Annotated in this window: 16 protein-coding genes and 1 riboswitch; of the genes, 4 read left to right on the forward strand and 12 right to left on the reverse strand. The window is 70.7% G+C overall.

The window, feature by feature from the left end:
• Positions 1-6: 6 nt before the first annotated feature.
• Positions 7-969 carry a GlxA family transcriptional regulator gene (locus tag IG05_RS0103705; RefSeq protein WP_030339034.1) on the reverse strand — a complete coding sequence of 321 codons (963 nt, stop codon included), beginning with the start codon at positions 967-969 and terminating at the stop codon, positions 7-9.
• Between the two features lie 93 nt (positions 970-1,062).
• Here IG05_RS0103705 and IG05_RS0103710 point away from each other — a divergent pair, with 93 nt between their 5' ends.
• A complete protein-coding gene (locus IG05_RS0103710) occupies positions 1,063-1,272 on the forward strand; it encodes a hypothetical protein (RefSeq protein ID WP_234335757.1) in 210 nt (69 codons plus the stop codon).
• 99 nt (positions 1,273-1,371) lie between these two features.
• Here the strand turns inward: IG05_RS0103710 and IG05_RS0103715 are convergent, their stop codons facing one another.
• The 6 genes from IG05_RS0103715 to nagB all read right to left on the reverse strand — a co-directional run bounded on the left by IG05_RS0103715 (position 1,372) and on the right by nagB (position 9,176).
• On the reverse strand, positions 1,372-2,385 hold the full coding sequence (locus IG05_RS0103715; RefSeq protein ID WP_030339038.1) for a ribonucleotide-diphosphate reductase subunit beta: 1,014 nt from the start codon (positions 2,383-2,385) through the stop codon (positions 1,372-1,374).
• A complete protein-coding gene (locus tag IG05_RS0103720) occupies positions 2,385-4,754 on the reverse strand; it encodes a ribonucleoside-diphosphate reductase subunit alpha (protein WP_030339040.1) in 2,370 nt (789 codons plus the stop codon). Before IG05_RS0103720 ends, IG05_RS0103715 begins: the two co-directional genes overlap by 1 nt.
• Positions 4,755-4,881: 127 nt before the next feature.
• Positions 4,882-5,016: riboswitch (cobalamin riboswitch) on the reverse strand.
• A 400-nt stretch (positions 5,017-5,416) separates the two neighbouring features.
• Positions 5,417-7,045: a monocarboxylate uptake permease MctP gene (gene mctP, locus IG05_RS0103725; RefSeq protein WP_030339042.1), complete on the reverse strand. Its 1,629-nt coding sequence runs from the start codon at positions 7,043-7,045 to the stop codon at positions 5,417-5,419.
• A complete protein-coding gene (locus tag IG05_RS0103730; RefSeq protein WP_030339044.1) occupies positions 7,042-7,305 on the reverse strand; it encodes a DUF3311 domain-containing protein in 264 nt (87 codons plus the stop codon). The genes mctP and IG05_RS0103730 overlap by 4 nt, the downstream gene beginning before the upstream one ends.
• A 123-nt stretch (positions 7,306-7,428) precedes the next feature.
• Positions 7,429-8,190: a GntR family transcriptional regulator gene (locus IG05_RS0103735; RefSeq protein WP_030339046.1), complete on the reverse strand. Its 762-nt coding sequence runs from the start codon at positions 8,188-8,190 to the stop codon at positions 7,429-7,431.
• A gap of 200 nt (positions 8,191-8,390) precedes the next feature.
• Positions 8,391-9,176, reverse strand: coding sequence for a glucosamine-6-phosphate deaminase (gene nagB, locus IG05_RS0103740; protein WP_030339048.1), 786 nt, complete (start codon positions 9,174-9,176; stop codon positions 8,391-8,393).
• A 546-nt stretch (positions 9,177-9,722) separates the two neighbouring features.
• Here nagB and IG05_RS0103745 point away from each other — a divergent pair.
• Positions 9,723-11,198, forward strand: a complete 1,476-nt coding sequence (locus tag IG05_RS0103745; protein WP_078893880.1) for a sensor histidine kinase — start codon at positions 9,723-9,725, stop codon at positions 11,196-11,198.
• 161 nt (positions 11,199-11,359) lie between these two features.
• On the opposite strand, the gene IG05_RS0103750 is transcribed toward IG05_RS0103745, so the two are convergent.
• Both IG05_RS0103750 and IG05_RS0103755 read right to left on the reverse strand, forming a co-directional pair.
• Positions 11,360-11,617 (reverse strand): WhiB family transcriptional regulator, encoded by a 258-nt coding sequence (locus IG05_RS0103750; RefSeq protein WP_003992873.1) that lies wholly within the window; start codon positions 11,615-11,617, stop codon positions 11,360-11,362.
• A 321-nt stretch (positions 11,618-11,938) separates the two neighbouring features.
• Positions 11,939-12,907 carry a diacylglycerol/lipid kinase family protein gene (locus IG05_RS0103755; RefSeq protein ID WP_030339052.1) on the reverse strand — a complete coding sequence of 323 codons (969 nt, stop codon included), beginning with the start codon at positions 12,905-12,907 and terminating at the stop codon, positions 11,939-11,941.
• A 136-nt stretch (positions 12,908-13,043) separates the two neighbouring features.
• Here IG05_RS0103755 and IG05_RS0103760 point away from each other — a divergent pair, with 136 nt between their 5' ends.
• Entirely contained in the window at positions 13,044-13,496 is a 453-nt protein-coding gene (locus IG05_RS0103760; protein WP_030339054.1) for a hypothetical protein, read from the forward strand.
• A gap of 3 nt (positions 13,497-13,499) precedes the next feature.
• Here the strand turns inward: IG05_RS0103760 and IG05_RS0103765 are convergent, their stop codons facing one another.
• The 3 genes from IG05_RS0103765 to IG05_RS0103775 form a co-directional block, all read right to left on the reverse strand.
• Positions 13,500-14,612: an RNA polymerase sigma factor SigF gene (locus tag IG05_RS0103765; protein ID WP_234335758.1), complete on the reverse strand. Its 1,113-nt coding sequence runs from the start codon at positions 14,610-14,612 to the stop codon at positions 13,500-13,502.
• 17 nt (positions 14,613-14,629) lie between these two features.
• On the reverse strand, positions 14,630-15,046 hold the full coding sequence (locus tag IG05_RS0103770; protein WP_009190566.1) for an anti-sigma regulatory factor: 417 nt from the start codon (positions 15,044-15,046) through the stop codon (positions 14,630-14,632).
• A 292-nt stretch (positions 15,047-15,338) separates the two neighbouring features.
• The gene (locus IG05_RS0103775; RefSeq protein ID WP_030339058.1) at positions 15,339-15,599 is read right to left on the reverse strand and encodes a UBP-type zinc finger domain-containing protein; all 261 of its coding nucleotides are present in this window, start codon (positions 15,597-15,599) and stop codon (positions 15,339-15,341) included.
• A gap of 61 nt (positions 15,600-15,660) precedes the next feature.
• On the opposite strand from IG05_RS0103775, the gene IG05_RS0103780 reads away from it, so the two are divergent.
• Positions 15,661-17,244: a Na+/H+ antiporter gene (locus IG05_RS0103780; protein ID WP_030339060.1), complete on the forward strand. Its 1,584-nt coding sequence runs from the start codon at positions 15,661-15,663 to the stop codon at positions 17,242-17,244.
• The last annotated feature ends 5 nt before the right edge of the window (positions 17,245-17,249 follow it).

Here is a 17,249-nt window from a genome sequence, read left to right on the forward strand (position 1 = left end):
GCGCGCTCAGGCGGCCCGCGGGCCCCGGAACGCGCGCCGGTAGGCGTTCGGGGTCGTGCCCAGCGCCCGCAGGAACTGGTGGCGCAGCGCCGCGGCCGTACCGAACCCGGTGCGCCAGGCGACGGCGTCCATCGTCTCGTCCGTTCTCTCCAGCAACTCCTGTGCCAGCAGCACCCGTTGGCGCAGGATCCAGCGGTAGGGGGTGGTTCCCGTCTCCTGCTGGAAACGCCGCGCGAAGGTGCGCGGCGCCATGTGGGCGCGGGCGGCGAGCTGCTCGACCGTGACCTCCTGGTCGAGGTGGGCCTCCATCCAGGCCAGCACCTCACCGACCGTGTCGCAGGGTGCCTTCGGCAGCGGCCGCTCGATGAACTGCGCCTGCCCGCCGTCCCGGTGCGGCGGCACCACCATCCGGCGGGCGATCTTGTTGGCCACCTCCGGACCCTGCTCCTTGCGCACGAGGTGCAGACAGGCGTCGATCCCGGCGGCGGTGCCGGCGGAGGTGATGACGGGGTCCTCGTCCACGTACAGCACGTCCGGCTCGACGGTGAGCCGGGGGAAGCGCCGGGAGAGCTGCTCGGCATGGTGCCAGTGCACCGCGCACCGGCGCCCGTCCAGCAGCCCGGCCGCGGCCAGCAGGAACACCCCGGAGCAGACGCTCAGCACCCGTGTGCCGCGGTCCACGGCCCGCCGCAGCGCCGCCAGCAGCTCCGGCGGATACTCGCGCTCCGTATAGGCCTCACCGGCCGGTACGGCGATCAGATCGGCCTCCTCCAGCCGCTCCAGGCCGTACGGCGTGGACACGGTGAACCCGCAGTGCGTGCCCAGCTCGGGGCCCTCCGCCGACACCACGGCGAAGTCGTACCCGGGCAGCCCCTCGTCGCTGCGGTCGATGCCGAACACCTCGCACACGACACCCAGCTCGAAGGGGTGCACCCCGTTCAGCAGCACGGCGGCCACGTTCTTCAGCATGCTGCCAGTGTGCCTCCTCGGTGGCAGTAATTCGAGGATCTACGGCAGTCCTGCCACTGCCGGTAAGGAGCGTCCGGCGCGACAGTGGTGTCCATGAACGGAAACCAGATCGAAGGCCTGATCGGAATGCTCGCCACCCTCGGGATCCTGGTCCTCCTGGTCCTGCCCTCCGCGCTCGGAGTCCTGCGCGACAGGCGCATAGACCGGCAGCTCAGGCAGGCCCGGCAGCCGGAGCCGCACACCGGGCCGGCGCCGGAGGCCCGGCACCACGGGAGGCGCCACGGCACGGCCCGCCCCGCCTGACGGCGCCGGAGCCCCCGGCACAGCGGACGGCGCCGCCCGGTACCGCACGGTCGAGGCCGTACGGACAGGCGGCGCCGGGAAGCCGGAGGCGGCGGTCGCTCAGAAGTCCTCGTCCAGGTCGACCGTGCCCTCCACGGCGACCTGGTACGCCGACGGACGGCGCTCGAAGAAGTTCGTCAGCTCCTGGACGCCCTGGAGCTCCATGAAGGAGAAGGGGTTCTCGGAGCCGTAGACGGGCGCGAAGCCGAGGCGGGTGAGGCGCTGGTCGGCGACGCACTCCAGGTACTGCCGCATGGAGTCGGTGTTCATGCCGGGCAGGCCGTCGCCGCACAGGTCGCGGGCGAACTGCAGCTCGGCCTCGACGGCTTCGGCGAGCATGTCGGTGACCTGCTGCTGGAGCTGGTCGTCGAAGAGGCCGGGCTCTTCCTTGCGGACCGTGTCGACGACGTCGAAGGCGAAGCTCATGTGCATGGTCTCGTCGCGGAAGACCCAGTTGGTGCCGGTGGCGAGGCCGTGCAGCAGGCCGCGGCTGCGGAACCAGTAGACGTAGGCGAACGCGCCGTAGAAGAAGAGTCCCTCGATGCAGGCGGCGAAGCAGATGAGGTTGAGCAGGAAGCGGCGGCGGTCGGCCCTGGACTCCAGCCGGTCGATCTTCTCGACCTCGTTGATCCACTTGAAGCAGAACTCGGCCTTCTCGCGGATGGAGGGGATGTTCTCCACGGCGTCGAAGGCGGCGGCACGGTCGTCCGGGTCGGGCAGGTAGGTGTCCAGCAGGGTCAGGTAGAACTGGACGTGGACGGCTTCCTCGAAGAGCTGCCGGCTGAGGTAGAGCCGGGCCTCGGGGGAGTTGATGTGCTTGTAGAGCGTGAGCACCAGGTTGTTCGCGACGATCGAGTCGCCGGTGGCGAAGAACGCCACGAGACGGCCGATGAGGTGCTGCTCCTCGGCAGTGAGCTTGGCCAGGTCGGCGACGTCGGAGTGGAGGTCGACCTCCTCGACGGTCCAGGTGTTCTTGATGGCGTCCCGGTAGCGCTCGTAGAAGTCGGGGTAGCGCATGGGCCGCAGAGTCAACTCGAAGCCGGGGTCGAGCAGGTTGGTGTTTCGGCTGGTCATTACTGGCAGGCCTCGCAGGACTCGGGGTTTTCCAGGGAGCAGGCGATCGCGTCGGGCTCGGCGACCTGCTGCACGGGGATGGGCTTGGCGGCCTGCGCCTGGCCCTGGGCGGCGCGGGCGATGCGCGTCGCGGGGCGCGAGCGCAGGTAGTACGTCGTCTTCAGGCCGGACTTCCAGGCGTAGGCGTACATCGAGGAGAGCTTGCCGATCGTCGGCGTCTCCAGGAACAGGTTCAGGGACTGCGCCTGGTCCAGGAACGGGGTCCGCGCGGCGGCCATGTCGATCAGTCCGCGCTGGGGGATCTCCCAGGCCGTGCGGTACAGCTCACGCACCTCCTCGGGGATCCAGAGGAAGTCCTGGACGGAGCCGTTGGCGTCACGCAGGGCCTCGCGGGTGCGGGCGTCCCAGACGCCGAGGTCCTTCAGGTCCTGCACCAGGTAGGAGTTGACCTGGAGGAACTCGCCGGAGAGTGTCTCGCGCTTGAACAGGTTGGAGACCTGCGGCTCGATGCACTCGTACACGCCCGCGATGGACGCGATGGTGGCCGTCGGCGCGATCGCGAGGAGCAGCGAGTTGCGCATGCCGGTCTCCGCGATGCGCGCGCGGAGGGCCTCCCAGCGCTCCGGCCAGGCCAGGTCGGTGTCGTAGTGGTCGGGGTGGAGGACTCCGCGGGCGGCACGGGTCTGCTCCCAGGCGGGCAGGGGGCCGTTGCGTTCGGCGAGGTCGGTGGAGGCCTCGTAGGCGGCGAGCATGATCCGCTCGGCGATCCGCGTGGAGAGGGCCTTGGCCTGGGGGGAGTCGAAGGGCAGGCGGAGCTTGAAGAAGACGTCCTGCAGGCCCATCGCGCCGAGGCCGACCGGGCGCCACTTGGCGTTGGAGCGGCCCGCCTGCTCGGTGGGGTAGAAGTTGATGTCCACCACGCGGTCGAGGAAGGTGACGGCCGTGCGGACGGTCTCGTCCAGGCGCTGCCAGTCGATGTCCTCGCCCTGCACGAAGGCGCCGAGGTTGATGGAGCCGAGGTTGCAGACGGCCGTCTCGCCGTCGTCGGTGACCTCCAGGATCTCGGTGCAGAGGTTGGAGGAGTGGATGACGTTGCCGGGCAGGGCGGTCTGGTTGGCGGTGCGGTTGGCGGCGTCCTTGAAGGTCATCCAGCCGTTGCCGGTCTGGGCCAGGGTGCGCATCATCCGGCCGTACAGCTCCCGCGCGGGCAGCGTCTTCCTGGCCAGTCCGGCGGCCTCGGCCTTGCGGTAGGCGGCGTCGAACTCCTCGCCCCACAGGTCGACCAGCTCGGGGACGTCGGCGGGGGAGAACAGCGACCACTGCTCGTCGGCGTTGACCCGGCGCATGAACTCGTCCGGGACCCAGTGCGCCAGGTTGAGGTTGTGGGTGCGGCGGGCGTCCTCGCCGGTGTTGTCCCGCAGCTCCAGGAACTCCTCGATGTCGGAGTGCCAGGTCTCCAGGTAGACCGCGGCCGCGCCCTTGCGCCGGCCGCCCTGGTTCACCGCGGCCACGGACGCGTCCAGGGTCTTCAGGAACGGCACGATGCCGTTGGAGTGCCCGTTCGTGCCCCGGATCAGCGAACCCCGCGAACGGATCCGGGAGTACGACAGGCCGATGCCGCCGGCGTGCTTCGACAGCCGGGCCACCTGGTGGTAGCGGTCGTAGATGGAGTCCAGCTCGTCCAGCGGCGAGTCCAGCAGGTAGCAGGACGACATCTGCGGGTGGCGGGTGCCGGAGTTGAACAGGGTGGGGGAGGACGGCAGGTAGTCCAGGCGGCTCATCAGGCCGTACAGGGCCGCGACTTCGTCCACCGAGCGGGTCGTGTCGTCCTCGGCGAGGCCGCTCGCCACGCGCAGCATGAAGTGCTGGGGCGTCTCGATCACCTTGCGGGTGATCGGGTGGCGCAGCAGGTAGCGGCTGTAGAGGGTGCGCAGGCCGAAGTAGCCGAAGCGGTCGTCGGCGGAGGCGTCGACCAGCGCGTCGAGCCGCTCGGCGTGCAGCCGCGCGAACTCGGCGGTGCGGTCGGCGATGAGACCCTCGCGGTGCCCGACCGTGAGGGAATCGGTGAAGGACGTCACGCCCTGCGAGGCGGCCTCGTCCCGGATGGTGAGCGTCAGCAGCCGGGCGGCCAGCTTCGAGTAGGCGGGGTCCTCGGAGATCTGGCCGGCGGCCGCCTCCGTGGCCAGTTCACGCAGCTCCGCCTCGTCGGCCCGGGCGGACCGGCCGCGCAGCGCGGCGGCGGCGATCCGGCCCGGGTCGGCGTCGGGCAGGTCGGCGGTCAGCTCGGTCAGGGTCCGCAGCAGTGCGGTACCGGGACCGTCGGTCTCCAGCTCGCTGACTGAAGCCGGGTCGGCTGGCGCGATGGTCACGTGGGGCTCTCCCTCGCTCGGCACGGGGGCCCCGGCGGAGGGCAGGGGGCAGCCACGAGCGCACACGGCGCCGCGTCCACCGGCCCACTCCACGAGGCCCGGACGTTACAGAACCCACCCGGACCGGACGCCCGGGTGCGCTGCCGACAGGTCCTCGGACTCAACAGGCGTGCGGATGCACGCAGGTACACCGTTGCGGGACAGTTCCGGACTCGCACCGGATTCCCCTGCGGCGACAGCGATCACGAGCATACATCTAGTGCCGGGTTCTCGTGGCACCCCCAGATGTTGTGCCGGTCCGGTGTCGGAGGCCGCTTGCCGGGACGCGCGGCGGACGGCGCGTGTTCAGCGGGAGGGGCACCCGGACGAGGCCGAGGAGCGGATGGCCCGGCACCCTTGACCAGCCCCCGCCGGGCAGCGCCTGCCTGCCCGACCGCTGGTTCCGGCTCTGCCCGTGCCCGCCCCGGGGCGGGATCCGTGAGCCCTGCTGCCGTCAGCAGCAGGCCGTGCCGCCCGGACCCGTACGCCGCGAGTTCCCCGGAACCTGCACGGGAAGACACCCTCGTGGGTGAGCATGCGGGTCCGCGAACCGGACGGCTGCCGGGACGCGAACGGGCGCCCTCCGGAAGACACTTCCGGAGGGCGCCCGGCCGGGACGTGGGCTAGTGCGTGCTGCCCGCGGTGGCCGACGGCAGCTCCACCTGCACCCCGGGGTCGCCGGCGTCGGCCGTGTAGTCCTCCGGCCTGGTCTCGTCGATGCCGTCGGGGGCCTTCACGGCCCGCAGGACGGCGGTCAGGACCACGGTCACCACGACGTTCAGGACGAACGCCGTCAGGCCGATGTAGCCGATCTCGCCGATGCCCGGGATCTCCTTGGCGTTGCCGCCGAAGTGCTTCTGGGTGGGCGAGGCGATGCCGTACGCGGCGAGAGTGCCGTAGATCATGCCGGCCGCCCAGCCGGCGAGCAGTGCCCAGCGGTGGAACCAGCGGGTGAACAGGCCGCCGACCAGGGCCGGGAAGGTCTGCAGGATCCAGATGCCGCCCAGCAGCTGGAAGTTGATCGCGACGGTCTTGTCCATGGTGAGGACGAAGACCAGCGCGCCGACCTTCACCAGCAGCGAGACCAGCTTGGAGACCTTGGTCTCCTGCTCGGCCGTGGCGTCGGGCTTGATGAAGTCCTTGTAGATGTTGCGGGTGAAGAGGTTGGCCGCCGCGATGGACATGATCGCCGCCGGGACCAGGGCGCCGATGCCGATCGCCGCGAAGGCCACGCCGGTGAACCAGTCCGGGAACATGTCCTCGAACAGCTGCGGGATGGCCAGCTGGCCGTTGGTGACCTTCACCCCGGCCGCGATCGCCATGAAGCCCAGCAGGGCCAGCAGACCCAGCATGAGGGAGTACAGCGGCAGGATCGTGGTGTTGCGGCGGATCACCTCACGGCTCTTGGACGACAGGGTCGCGGTGATCGAGTGCGGGTACATGAACAGCGCCAGCGCGGAGCCGAGGGCCAGCGTGGCGTACGTCCACTGGTTCGCGTCCCCCGGCGCCAGCGCGCCGCGCGGTTTGCCGGTGGCCGGATTGACCTGGCTGAACGCGTGGCCCGCCTTGGCGAAGATGTCGTCGAACCCGCCCAGCTTGATCGGGATGTAGATGATCGCCACCACGATGACGAGGTAGATCAGCGCGTCCTTGACGAACGCGATCAGCGCGGGGGCGCGCAGGCCGGAGGAGTACGTGTACGCGGCCAGCACGCCGAAGGCGATGAGCAACGGCAGGTCCTTCACGAACCAGTTGGTGTCCTCGCCGCCGCCGATGCCCATCACGTCCAGCACCGCCTGGATGCCGACCAGCTGGAGCGCGATGTACGGCATGGTCGCCAGGATGCCGGTCACCGCCACGGCCAGCGACAGGCCCTTCGAGCCGAACCGGCCGCGCACGAAGTCGGAGGTGGTGACGTACCCGTGCCGGTGCGAGACCGACCACAGGCGCGGCAGGAAGGTGAAGACCAGCGGGTAGACCAGGATCGTGTACGGCACCGCGAAGAAGCCGGACGCGCCCGCCGCGTAGATCGCCGCCGGTACGGCGACGAAGGTGTACGCCGTGTACAGGTCGCCGCCGAGCAGGAACCAGGTGATCCAGGTGCCGAAGGACCGGCCGCCCAGACCCCACTCGTCCAGGGACTGATCGTTCTCGGCCCTGCGCCAGCGCGCGGCCAGGAAGCCCATGACCGTGACGGCCAGGAAGAAGAAGATGAAGACGCCGAGCGCGACGCCGTTGACGCCGTCCTTCACTTCGCCGCACCCCCGTTCGCGCCCCGGCGGGAGCGCTGGTCACGCTGCCAGAGCCGGTACGCCAGCATGGTGAGCGCGGTCGAGATCAGCACCCACAGCATCTGGTACCAGTAGAAGAACGGGATCCCGATGAACGCGGGATCCGTCTTGGCGTACGAGCCGACCCACAGCATCGCCACGAAGGGCGCGACGAGACACAGGGCGATGATCACCCTGACCGGTGTCACCACCGGCGGTCTCACTTCAGGCGTTTCGGACATGCCACGGCTCCGTCCCCTCGCTGATCACCTGTGTAATGCGCAGGCAATCTAGGTGACGCCGTCGTGGGAGTGGAAGACCTCGTCCGTATATCGGTATATCGATTCAGCGAACGTGCCCGGCGGTTACTCCGCGGGCCGCTTCAGCCGGGCCACGAACTTGTACCGGTCACCGCGGTACACCGAGCGCACCCACTCCACCGGCTGGCCGTCGCGGTCCAGCGAGTGACGGGAGAGCATCAGCATCGGCAGGCCCACGTCGGTGCCGAGCAGGCCCGCCTCGCGCGGGGTGGCCAGCGAGGTCTCGATGGTCTCCTCGGCCTCGGCGAGGTGGACGTCGTAGACCTCGGCGAGCGCGGTGTACAGGGAGGTGTACTTCGCCAGCGAGCGCCGGAGCGCGGGGAAGCGCTTGGCGGACAGGTGGGTGGTCTCGATGGCCATCGGCTCGGCGTTGGCCATGCGCAGCCGCTCGATGCGCAGCACGCGCCCGCCGGGGGTGATGTCGAGCAGCTCGGCGAGCCGGTCGTCGGCGGTGACGTACCCGATGTCCAGCAGCTGCGAGGTCGGCTCCAGGCCCTGGGCGCGCATGTCCTCGGTGTAGGAGGTGAGCTGGAGGGCCTGGGAGACCTTGGGCTTGGCCACGAAGGTGCCCTTGCCCTGGATGCGTTCCAGCCGGCCCTCCACCACCAGCTCCTGCAAGGCCTGGCGCACGGTGGTGCGGGAGGTGTCGAACTCGGCGGCCAGCGTGCGCTCCGGCGGGACCGGCGTGCCCGGCGCCTGGGTCTCCGTCATGTCGAGCAGGTGCTTCTTCAAGCGGTAGTACTTGGGCACGCGCGCGGTACGGGTGGTGCCGGCCTCGTTCTCCGCACTGCTGACGTCGGTGCTCATGCTCTGCCTTCCCGGCTCCGGATGCCGAAAGCGACCGACATCCCCGTCGGCCACGGCTCACATCGTGGCACGGGTTGTCGTCCCAGCACTCCACCCCGCACGCTCCGTGATCTCCTCTATATACCGTCGCACCCGCTGCTGGTCTAGTCCATAAGGAGGGTGAGCGCCACCCGCTCTCCCGCGGGCGGCGCCGTCCGGGGCTAGATGCCCTGCCACTCCGGCTTGTGCGCGTAGGTGTGGCGGAAGTAGTCGGCCAGCCTCAGCTTGGCCGCGGCGGCCTCGTCGACGACCACCGTGGCGTGCGGGTGCAGCTGGAGCGCGGAGGCGGGGCAGACGGCGGCGACCGGACCCTCGACGGTCGCGGCGACCGCGTCCGCCTTGCCCTCGCCGGTCGCCAGCAGCACCAGGTGGCGGGCCTCCAGGATGGTGCCGATGCCCTGGGTGATGACGTGGTGCGGGACCTGCTCGACGTCGCCGTCGAAGAAGCGGGCGTTGTCGATCCGGGTCTGCTCGGTCAGCGTCTTGATCCGGGTGCGGGAGGCGAGCGAGGAGCACGGCTCGTTGAACCCGATGTGCCCGTCGGTCCCGATGCCGAGCAGCTGGAGGTCGACCCCGCCGGCCCCGGCGAGCGCCTGGTCGTACGCCGCGCACGCCGCCTGGACGTCCTCGGCCGTCCCGTCCGGCCCCATGAACGCGTCCATGCCGATCCCGAGCGGTTCCAGTACCTCGCGGCGCAGCACCGAACGGTAGGACTCGGGGTGCTCCGCGGGCAGCCCCACGTACTCGTCGAGCTGCGCTATCCGCGCCCGCGAGGCGTCCACGGCACCGGCGCGGACCTTGGCGGTCAGTGCCTGGTAGACGGGCAGCGGGGTGGAGCCGGTGGCCACGCCGAGCAGGGCGTCGGGCCTGCGTCGCAGCAGCTGGGCCATGGCCTCGGCGATCAGCTCGCCGCCCGCAGCGGCGTCCGGAACGATGACAACTTCCACGCTGGGCCTGCCGTTCTGAAGTGGGCTCTGTGCGTCTCCATGTGGTTTAGACCAATCTAACAGAACCGGCCTTGCGGGAGCGGGGGAATGCACGGGAAGAGAAAGGGAAGAACGGGGGAACTCCGGGGCCGTGGGAGCCCTCCCGTCGCGTCCGGGCGGTGACGGAGCGTGTCCTCGACGGCGCTCGCGGAATTTGCCGTGACCATCTGGCCCCATGACTGACCCGGGCGGGCTAGGCTGCGTGGCATCGCGTGCCGTCGCTCCCTGTGCGCGGGACGCCTCCGCACCATGGACACGCGTTCGTGGTCTAGTCCACAATCGAGTACGACAAGCCTCCGTCTTCCCCGCACAGGAAGACGGATCGAGGAACCGGCGCTCTCTGCCCTGACTGCCCCGGCTCCTCGACCTTCGGCCGACCGGGACCGCACACCCCGCGGCCGATGATGCTCCGGGCTGCGGTGCCGGGAGGGTTGAGGGTCCCTTCCAGGCGCCGCGGCCCGCGGGTGTTTTTCGGCCATCCGAGAGGCCCCGGGTACGCTCGCAGACGTGCCCTCCATGAACGAACTCGTACGCCAGCACACCGCCCTCGACGACTCCGACCTCGAGTGGCTGCACCTGCTGGTCTCGGAGTGGCAGCTGCTCTCCGACCTGTCCTTCGCCGACCTGGTGCTCTGGGTCCCCACCCGGGACGGCACCCGGTACGTCTCGGTCGCCCAGATGCGGCCCAACACCGGCCCGACCTCCTACCAGGACGACATGGTCGGCCACCTCGTCCCACGCGGCCGGCGGCCCATGCTGGACGCGGCCCTGGACGAGGGCCGGATCGTGCGCGAGGGCGATCCGGAGTGGCGCGAAGAGGTCCCCGTACGGGTCGAGTCCATCCCCGTACGGCGTGAGGGCCGCGTCCTCGGTGTGATCGCCCGGAACACCAACCTGCTCACCGTGCGCACCCCGAGCCGCCTGGAGCTGACCTACCTCCAGAGCGCCTCCGACCTGGCGCAGATGATCGCGGCCGGCTCCTTCCCGTTCCCGAACCAGCAGGTCGACATGGACGCCTCCCCGCGCGTCGGCGACGGCCTGATCCGGCTGGACGCGGACGGCATCGTCCAGTACGCCTCGCCGAACGCCCTGTCCGCCTACCACCGGCTCGGCCTCGCCGCCGACCTGGTCGGCCACCACCTCGGCCGGACCACCGCCGAACTCGCCCCCACCCGGGGGCCGGTGGACGAGGCGCTCGCCAAGGTGGCCAGCGGCTGGGCGCCGCGCGAGTTCGAGATCGAGGCCCACGACGGCGTCATCCAGTTCCGCGCCATCCCGCTCAAGCCCAAGGGGACGCGCATCGGTTCGCTGGTGCTGCTCCGGGACGTCACCGAACTGCGCCGCCGCGAACGCGAGTTGATCACCAAGGACGCCACCATCCGGGAGATCCACCACCGGGTGAAGAACAACCTCCAGACGGTCGCCGCGCTGCTCCGGCTCCAGGCCCGGCGCATCGAGTCCGAGCGCGGCCGGGAGGCGCTGGAGGAGGCGGTCCGCCGGGTCGGCTCCATCGCCATCGTCCACGAGACGCTGTCCCAGAACCTGGACGAGCGGGTGGAATTCGACGACATCGCCGACCGGGTGCTCGCCATGGTCGCCGAGATCTCCCCGGGCAAGGTGGCCGGCCGGCGCAGCGGACGGTTCGGCATACTCGACGCCGAGGTCGCCACCCCGCTGTCCATGGTCCTCACCGAGATCCTGCAGAACGCCCTGGAGCACGGTTTCCGCGAGGGCGACACCGGGACGGTCGAGGTCTCGGCGGTCCGGGGCGGCACCACCAAGGAGGCCAGGCTGCTGGTCACCGTCCAGGACGACGGCGTCGGCCTGCCCGCGGACTTCGACCCGCACCGCTCGGGCAACCTCGGCCTGCAGATCGTACGGACGCTGGTGGAGGGCGAGTTGGGCGGCACGTTCGACATGGTGCCGGCGCCCGAGCGGGGTACCCGGGTGATCCTCGACATCCCGGTGCGCGCCCAGAAGTGAGCCGCCGCTTCGACGGGGGAGCGGGCACAGCAAAAAGCCCCGGACCGCCGTTGGTCCGAGGCTGATGCTCGTTGATGTACTGCGCGCTGCGGCTCGGGGGCGGGAGATGCGTACGTGCTGTGCGCGCCGCCAAGCTCAGGCTGTCAGCAGGGGTGGGTATGTCAGGCGGAGGCCTGACGAGCCCGGTTGCGAGCGGCGCGGCGCTTCATGGCGCGGCGCTCGTCCTCGCTGAGACCACCCCAGACGCCGGAGTCCTGGCCGGACTCAAGCGCCCACTGCAGACACTGCTCGATCACCGGGCAGCGACGGCAGACGGCCTTGGCTTCCTCGATCTGCAGCAGCGCAGGACCGGTGTTGCCGATGGGGAAGAAGAGCTCGGGGTCTTCCTCGCGGCAAACGGCGTTGTGACGCCAGTCCATGGCTGCTACCTCTCCTTGGTATTACGTGCAAGTTGCTTGTGAATGTGAACGCTTTCACGAATCCCTCAACAAGTGAAGGGCCGACCGCCGAGTCTTCACCCGGCGTGGTCCTGTGTTTGAAGAGGGGTTCCGGTGATCAGTGGAGGCCGGTCTTGCGGGCCGTCCCGATCGCCACGTAGAGACTCGCAAACCTCAGCGGCGGATACAACCCCTTCCGGAAAGTTTTTTTTGATTCCTCGGTGTCGACTAGGTCACAGCCGTACTTCCATGGGGTGGATCCTGGCCTAAACGTTCGAGTGAAAGGACTTTCGCCCGTTCCGCTCACACAATCACACGCAGTGCACGGCGTACGCCTGTGAACGTCACGCTCGTACGCAGCCCGAGGTGGTCACCGTCCATCTGCAGGGGCAGAGGCACCTTCGAATGCAAGGTGAACTGGTCCAGGTCGTGCAGGGAGAGGGCGTGCTTGCCCTGCGGGCCCCGCTCGGGGGACGAAGTGAGCAACTGGGTGCCATACCGGGCAACCGCGGCGCTCGACAGGCGGCTGAGACCGAGTACGTCGATACCGGTGTCGAACGAGGCCTTAGGCGACGTATACATGGGGCGATTGCCGAGATACGTCCACGGGGACGTGTTCGAGACTATGGCCACGACGAGATCCTCGACCGGATCCGCGCCGGGCCGTTCGAGCGTGATCGTGCCGTGCCGGCGGTGCTGCTCGCCGAGGAACTGCCGGATCACCTGACGGACGTAGAGCGCGTGCGTCGACTTCTTCCCGCGCTCGCGCTGCTGTTCGACCCGGCCCACCACGCCCGCGTCGAACCCGAGCCCGGCGTTGAACGTGAACCAGCGGGCCGGCACCGCCTCGTCCTCGGTGCCCGGCGTGCCCGAGGTCAGCCCCAGGCCGACGACCCGTTCGCTGCCCTCGCGCAGCGCGTCCAGCAGTGCGCCGGTGGCCTCGACGGGGTCGTTGGGCAGCCCCAGGGCGCGGGCGAAGACGTTCGTGGAGCCGCCGGGGACGACGGCGAGACCGGGGAGGCGGTCCGGGGCGGGACCGGCGTGCAGGAGGCCGTTGACGACCTCGTTGACCGTGCCGTCGCCGCCGAGGGCCACCACCAGGTCGATGTCGTCGCTCTCCGCCGCCTGCCGGCCGAGGTCGCGGGCGTGGCCGCGGTACTCGGTGGTGACCGCCTCCAGTTTCACCTCGCTCGCCAGCGCGTGGATGAGCACATCGCGTCTGCGTGCGCTTGTGGTGGTTGCCGCCGGATTGACCACGAGGAGTGCACGCATGCATGGCAGCGTACCTACTGGGGGGTATCGGGCCCAGACCGAGGTAGGGATCCGGTAAGAGGCCAGGGCGTGAGCCTGGACACTCGGGGGCGCGGGGCGCGGCGGCGCGCCCGCGGGGGAGGGCTACCCTGCTGGGGTGAGCAGTCAGCAGACCCCCGCCCCGGACACCGCCGAAGCCGCCGCAGCCGCGGGACCGCGCCCGCGCCGGCTGACGTACGCGGCGGCGCTGGCCGCGCTGGAGGGCACCGCCCTGCTGGCCGGCGGCCTGTGGGTGCTGGTCCTCGGCCTCACCGGCACCCCGGACGACCGGCAGCAGGCCGTGACCCTCGGGATCACCCTGGCCGTGCTCGCGCTGCTGCCGCTGCTGGCCGCGCGCGGTCTGCTGCTGCGCCGCGGCTGGAGCCGGGGCCCCGCGGTGATCACCCAGCTCATGGCGCTGCCGGTGGCCTACAACCTGCTCCGGGCCGACAGCATGGCCATTCCGGCCGGTATCGCCCTCGCGGTGGTCGCCGTGGCGGCGCTGGTGCTCCTCGTCAACGGCGAGACCACCCGGGCCCTCGGGATCAAGGGACCGGGCCGGGGCGAATAGGGCTCATTCCTCCACGAGCAGCTTCTCCCGCAGCTGGGCCAGTGTGCGGGCCAGCAGCCGGGAGACGTGCATCTGCGAGATGCCGACCTCCTGCGCGATCTGCGACTGGGTCATGTTCCCGAAGAAGCGCAGCAGCAGGATCCGCTTCTCGCGCGGCGGGAGGTCCTCCAGCAGCGGCTTGAGGGACTCGCGGTACTCCACGCCCTCCAGCGCCTCGTCCTCGGCGCCCAGGGTGTCGGCGACCGCCGGCGACTCGTCGTCCGTGTCGGGGACGTCCAGGGACAGCGTGGAGTACGCGTTCGCGGACTCCAGGCCCTCCAGGACCTCCTCCTCGGAGATGGCGAGCTTCTCGGCCAGCTCGTGGACCGTCGGGGAGCGGCCGTGCAGCTGGGAGAGCTCGGCCGTGGCGGTGGTCAGCGACAGCCGCAGCTCCTGCAGCCGGCGCGGCACCCGGACCGCCCAGCCCTTGTCGCGGAAGTGGCGCTTGATCTCGCCCACCACGGTCGGGGTGGCGTACGTGGAGAACTCCACCCCGCGCTCGGGGTCGAACCGGTCGACGGACTTGATCAGACCGATCGTGGCGACCTGGGTGAGGTCGTCCAGCGGCTCGCCGCGGTTGCGGAACCGGCGCGCCAGGTGCTCCACGAGCGGCAGGTGCATACGGACCAGCTGGTTGCGCAGCTCCGCGTACTCCGCGCTGCCCGTGTCCAGCTTGCGCAGTTCCACGAACTTCGCCCGTGCCCCGCTGCGGTCCTGGGGGCCGTGCTGCACGGCCTGCACGGCCTCCGCGCCCGGCGCCTCGTCCTCGGCGTACCGCTCGTGCTCGCTCATCGTCCCGCCCGTAGCCCTTCCCCGAGCCGTGGCCCCCGCTCGGACGCCGGGACCGGCGCCGTCGCGCGCCTCCGGTGGCGTGCCCTCTCCGGCACCGTCACCGTCGACCCGCGCGGAGTCGTCCTCCGGGTGCGGCCTGGCCTGCTCGGGGATGCCGTCGATGCCGTCCGCCATGCGCCGGGAACCCTCCCGGGGGCCCGCCCCGGAGGTCTCGGCGCTGCTCGACCAGGGGGCACCCCCGTCCCCGGTCGGCAGCTCGCGCGTGCCGCGCTCTTCGTCCCGCACCGGCCCGTCCCCGTTCCTCACGCCGGCCCGGGGCCGGCGCCACGCTGTTTGTAGAGGCTGATCGACACCGTCTTGTCCTCGTCGACGGCGGACGAGACCTTGCCCGCCAGGGCCGACAGCACGGTCCAGGCGAAGGTGTCCCGCGAGGGGGCGTGGCCGTCCGTGGTCGGCGCCGACACGGTGACTTCCAGCGAGTCGTCGACGAGCCGGAAGACACAGCTGAGCACCGAGCCGGGCACGGCCTGCTGGAGCAGGATCGCGCAGGCCTCGTCCACGGCGATGCGCAGGTCCTCGATCTCGTCCAGGGTGAAGTCCAAGCGGGCCGCGAGACCGGCCGTGGCCGTCCGCAGCACCGACAGGTAGGCACCCGCAGCCGGCAGCCGGACTTCCACGAAGTCCTGGTTCGCCGCGGGCTCGCCTGCGATCTGGGACACCCTCACCTCCATGGTGGTACAAGCTTTACGGGGCCGAGGGTCGCCCCCCGGGGTAACGCGTACGTGGTTCAAGCGGTGACGCTATCGCGCTCCGAACGTTCCTGTCCCGGGACCCCAACCCCCTGGCGTCACTCACAGTAAAGCTGTGGATACGCTCCGTGTCTAGAGGGTTTGCGGGCCCAAAAGGGAAGAGCGCGCGCCGGGTTGACGTACCCAGACGTCAAACGCTCGAACCGTCGTGCGGCAGCCGCCGCATGCAGTGTCACACGAGAACGCGGTCGGACGGGAACACTCAGACGAGCACGTGGTCGACGAAGCACCACCGCCAGTCCTCGCCGGGCTCGAAGGTCCGCATCACCGGGTGGCCGGTGACCGCGTGGTGCTCCGTCGCGTGCCGCCCCGGCGAGGAGTCGCAGCAGCCGACGTGGCCGCAGGTCAGGCACAGCCGCAGCTGTACCGGGTGCGTGCCGTCGCGCAGGCACTCCGGGCAGGTCTCGTCGAGGGGCTCCGGGTCCGGGTGCGGCAGCGCGTCGGCGTGCGTGCACTGTTTCATGATTGCCAGATTACGACGGGTGTGCGGGTGGCCGCGCGGAACACGAGGGTGGGCGAAGACCATGGACGTGATGCCCCTGCTGTTGCTGGTGGCGGGCAGTGCCGCGGTGGCCGCCGCGGCCCGGCGCACCCCCGCGCCGGCGCCGCTGCTGCTGGTCGCGGTCGGACTGGCGGTCTCGTACATCCCCGGGGTGCCGTCGTACACCCTCGATCCGCACGTCGTCCTGCCGCTGCTGCTGCCCCCGCTGCTGTACACCTCGGCCAGCGACAGCTCCTACCTCGACCTGCGGGCGCAGCTGCGGCCGGTGGCGCTGCTCTCGGTGGGCTACGTACTCTTCGCGACCGTCGTGGTCGGCTGGGCCGCCTATCTGCTGGTACCCGGGCTGTCGCTGCCCGCGGCGCTGGTGCTGGGCGCGGTGGTGGCCCCGCCCGACGCGGTGGCCGCCACGGCGGTCGCGCGCCGGGTCGGCCTGCCCTCCCGGATCACCACCATCCTCCAGGGCGAGTCCCTGCTGAACGACGCCACGGCGATCACCGCCTACAAGGTGGCCCTCGGCGCCGCCGTCGGCGAGGGGGCCACCTGGGCGGGCGGCATCGGCGAGTTCGCGCTCGCAGCGGTCGGCGGTGTCGGCATCGGCCTCGTCCTCATGGCGCCCCTGCACTGGCTGCGCACGCACCTGACCGAGCCCCTGCTGCAGAACACGCTCTCGCTGCTGATCCCGTTCGTCGCCTACGGGGTCGCCGAGCAGGCGCACGCCTCCGGGGTGCTCGCGGTCGTGGTCGTCGCCCTCTACCTCGGCCACCGCGCGTGGGAGGTCGACTTCGCCACCCGGCTCCAGGAGGAGGCGGTGTGGAAGATGGTCGCCTTCGTCCTGGAGTCCGCGGTGTTCGCGCTGATCGGACTCCAGCTGCCGATCGTCCTCAAGCGGCTCGGCCAGTACGAGGGCGCCTCCGCCGCCTGGTACGCCCTCGCCGTCTTCCTGGTCGTGGTGGTGGCCCGGTTCGTCTGGGTCTATCCCGCCGCCTTCGTGCCCAGACTGCTCTCCGCGCGCATCCGGGAGCGCGAGGAGAACCCCACCTGGCGGGGCGCGATGGTCACCGCGTGGGCCGGCATGCGCGGGGTCGTCTCGCTGGCCATCGCCTTCTCCATCCCGTCGAGCATGCCTGACGGCCCCCGCAACCAGATCCTCTTCCTGACCTTCACCACCGTCATCGGCACCCTCGTCGTCCAGGGCGTGACGCTGCCGCCGCTGATCCGGCTGCTGCGGTTCCCCGGCCGCGACCGGCAGGCCGAGACGCTCGCCGAGGCCAACGCCCAGGCGCAGGCCTCGCGGGCCGCGGAGGCCCGGCTCGACGAACTCCTCTCCGACGAGCGCAACGCCCTGCCGCCGCCGCTCGCCGACCGGCTGCGCGACGTCCTGGAGCGCCGCCGCAACGCCGTCTGGGAGCGGCTCGGCCAGGTCAACCCGGTCACCGGCGAGTCCGTGGACGACACCTACCGCCGGCTGTCCCGCGAGATGATCAGCGCCGAGCGCGAGGTCTTCGTCAAACTGCGCGACCTGCGCCACATCGACGACGAGATGCTGCGCGCGCTGCTGCGACGCCTGGACCTGGAGGAGGCGGCGGCCTACCGGGAGGCCGGTTAGCGTCC

The organism is Streptomyces sp. NRRL S-1022 (assembly GCF_000720135.1).
In the GTDB taxonomy this organism is placed as follows: Bacteria; Actinomycetota; Actinomycetes; order Streptomycetales; family Streptomycetaceae; genus Streptomyces.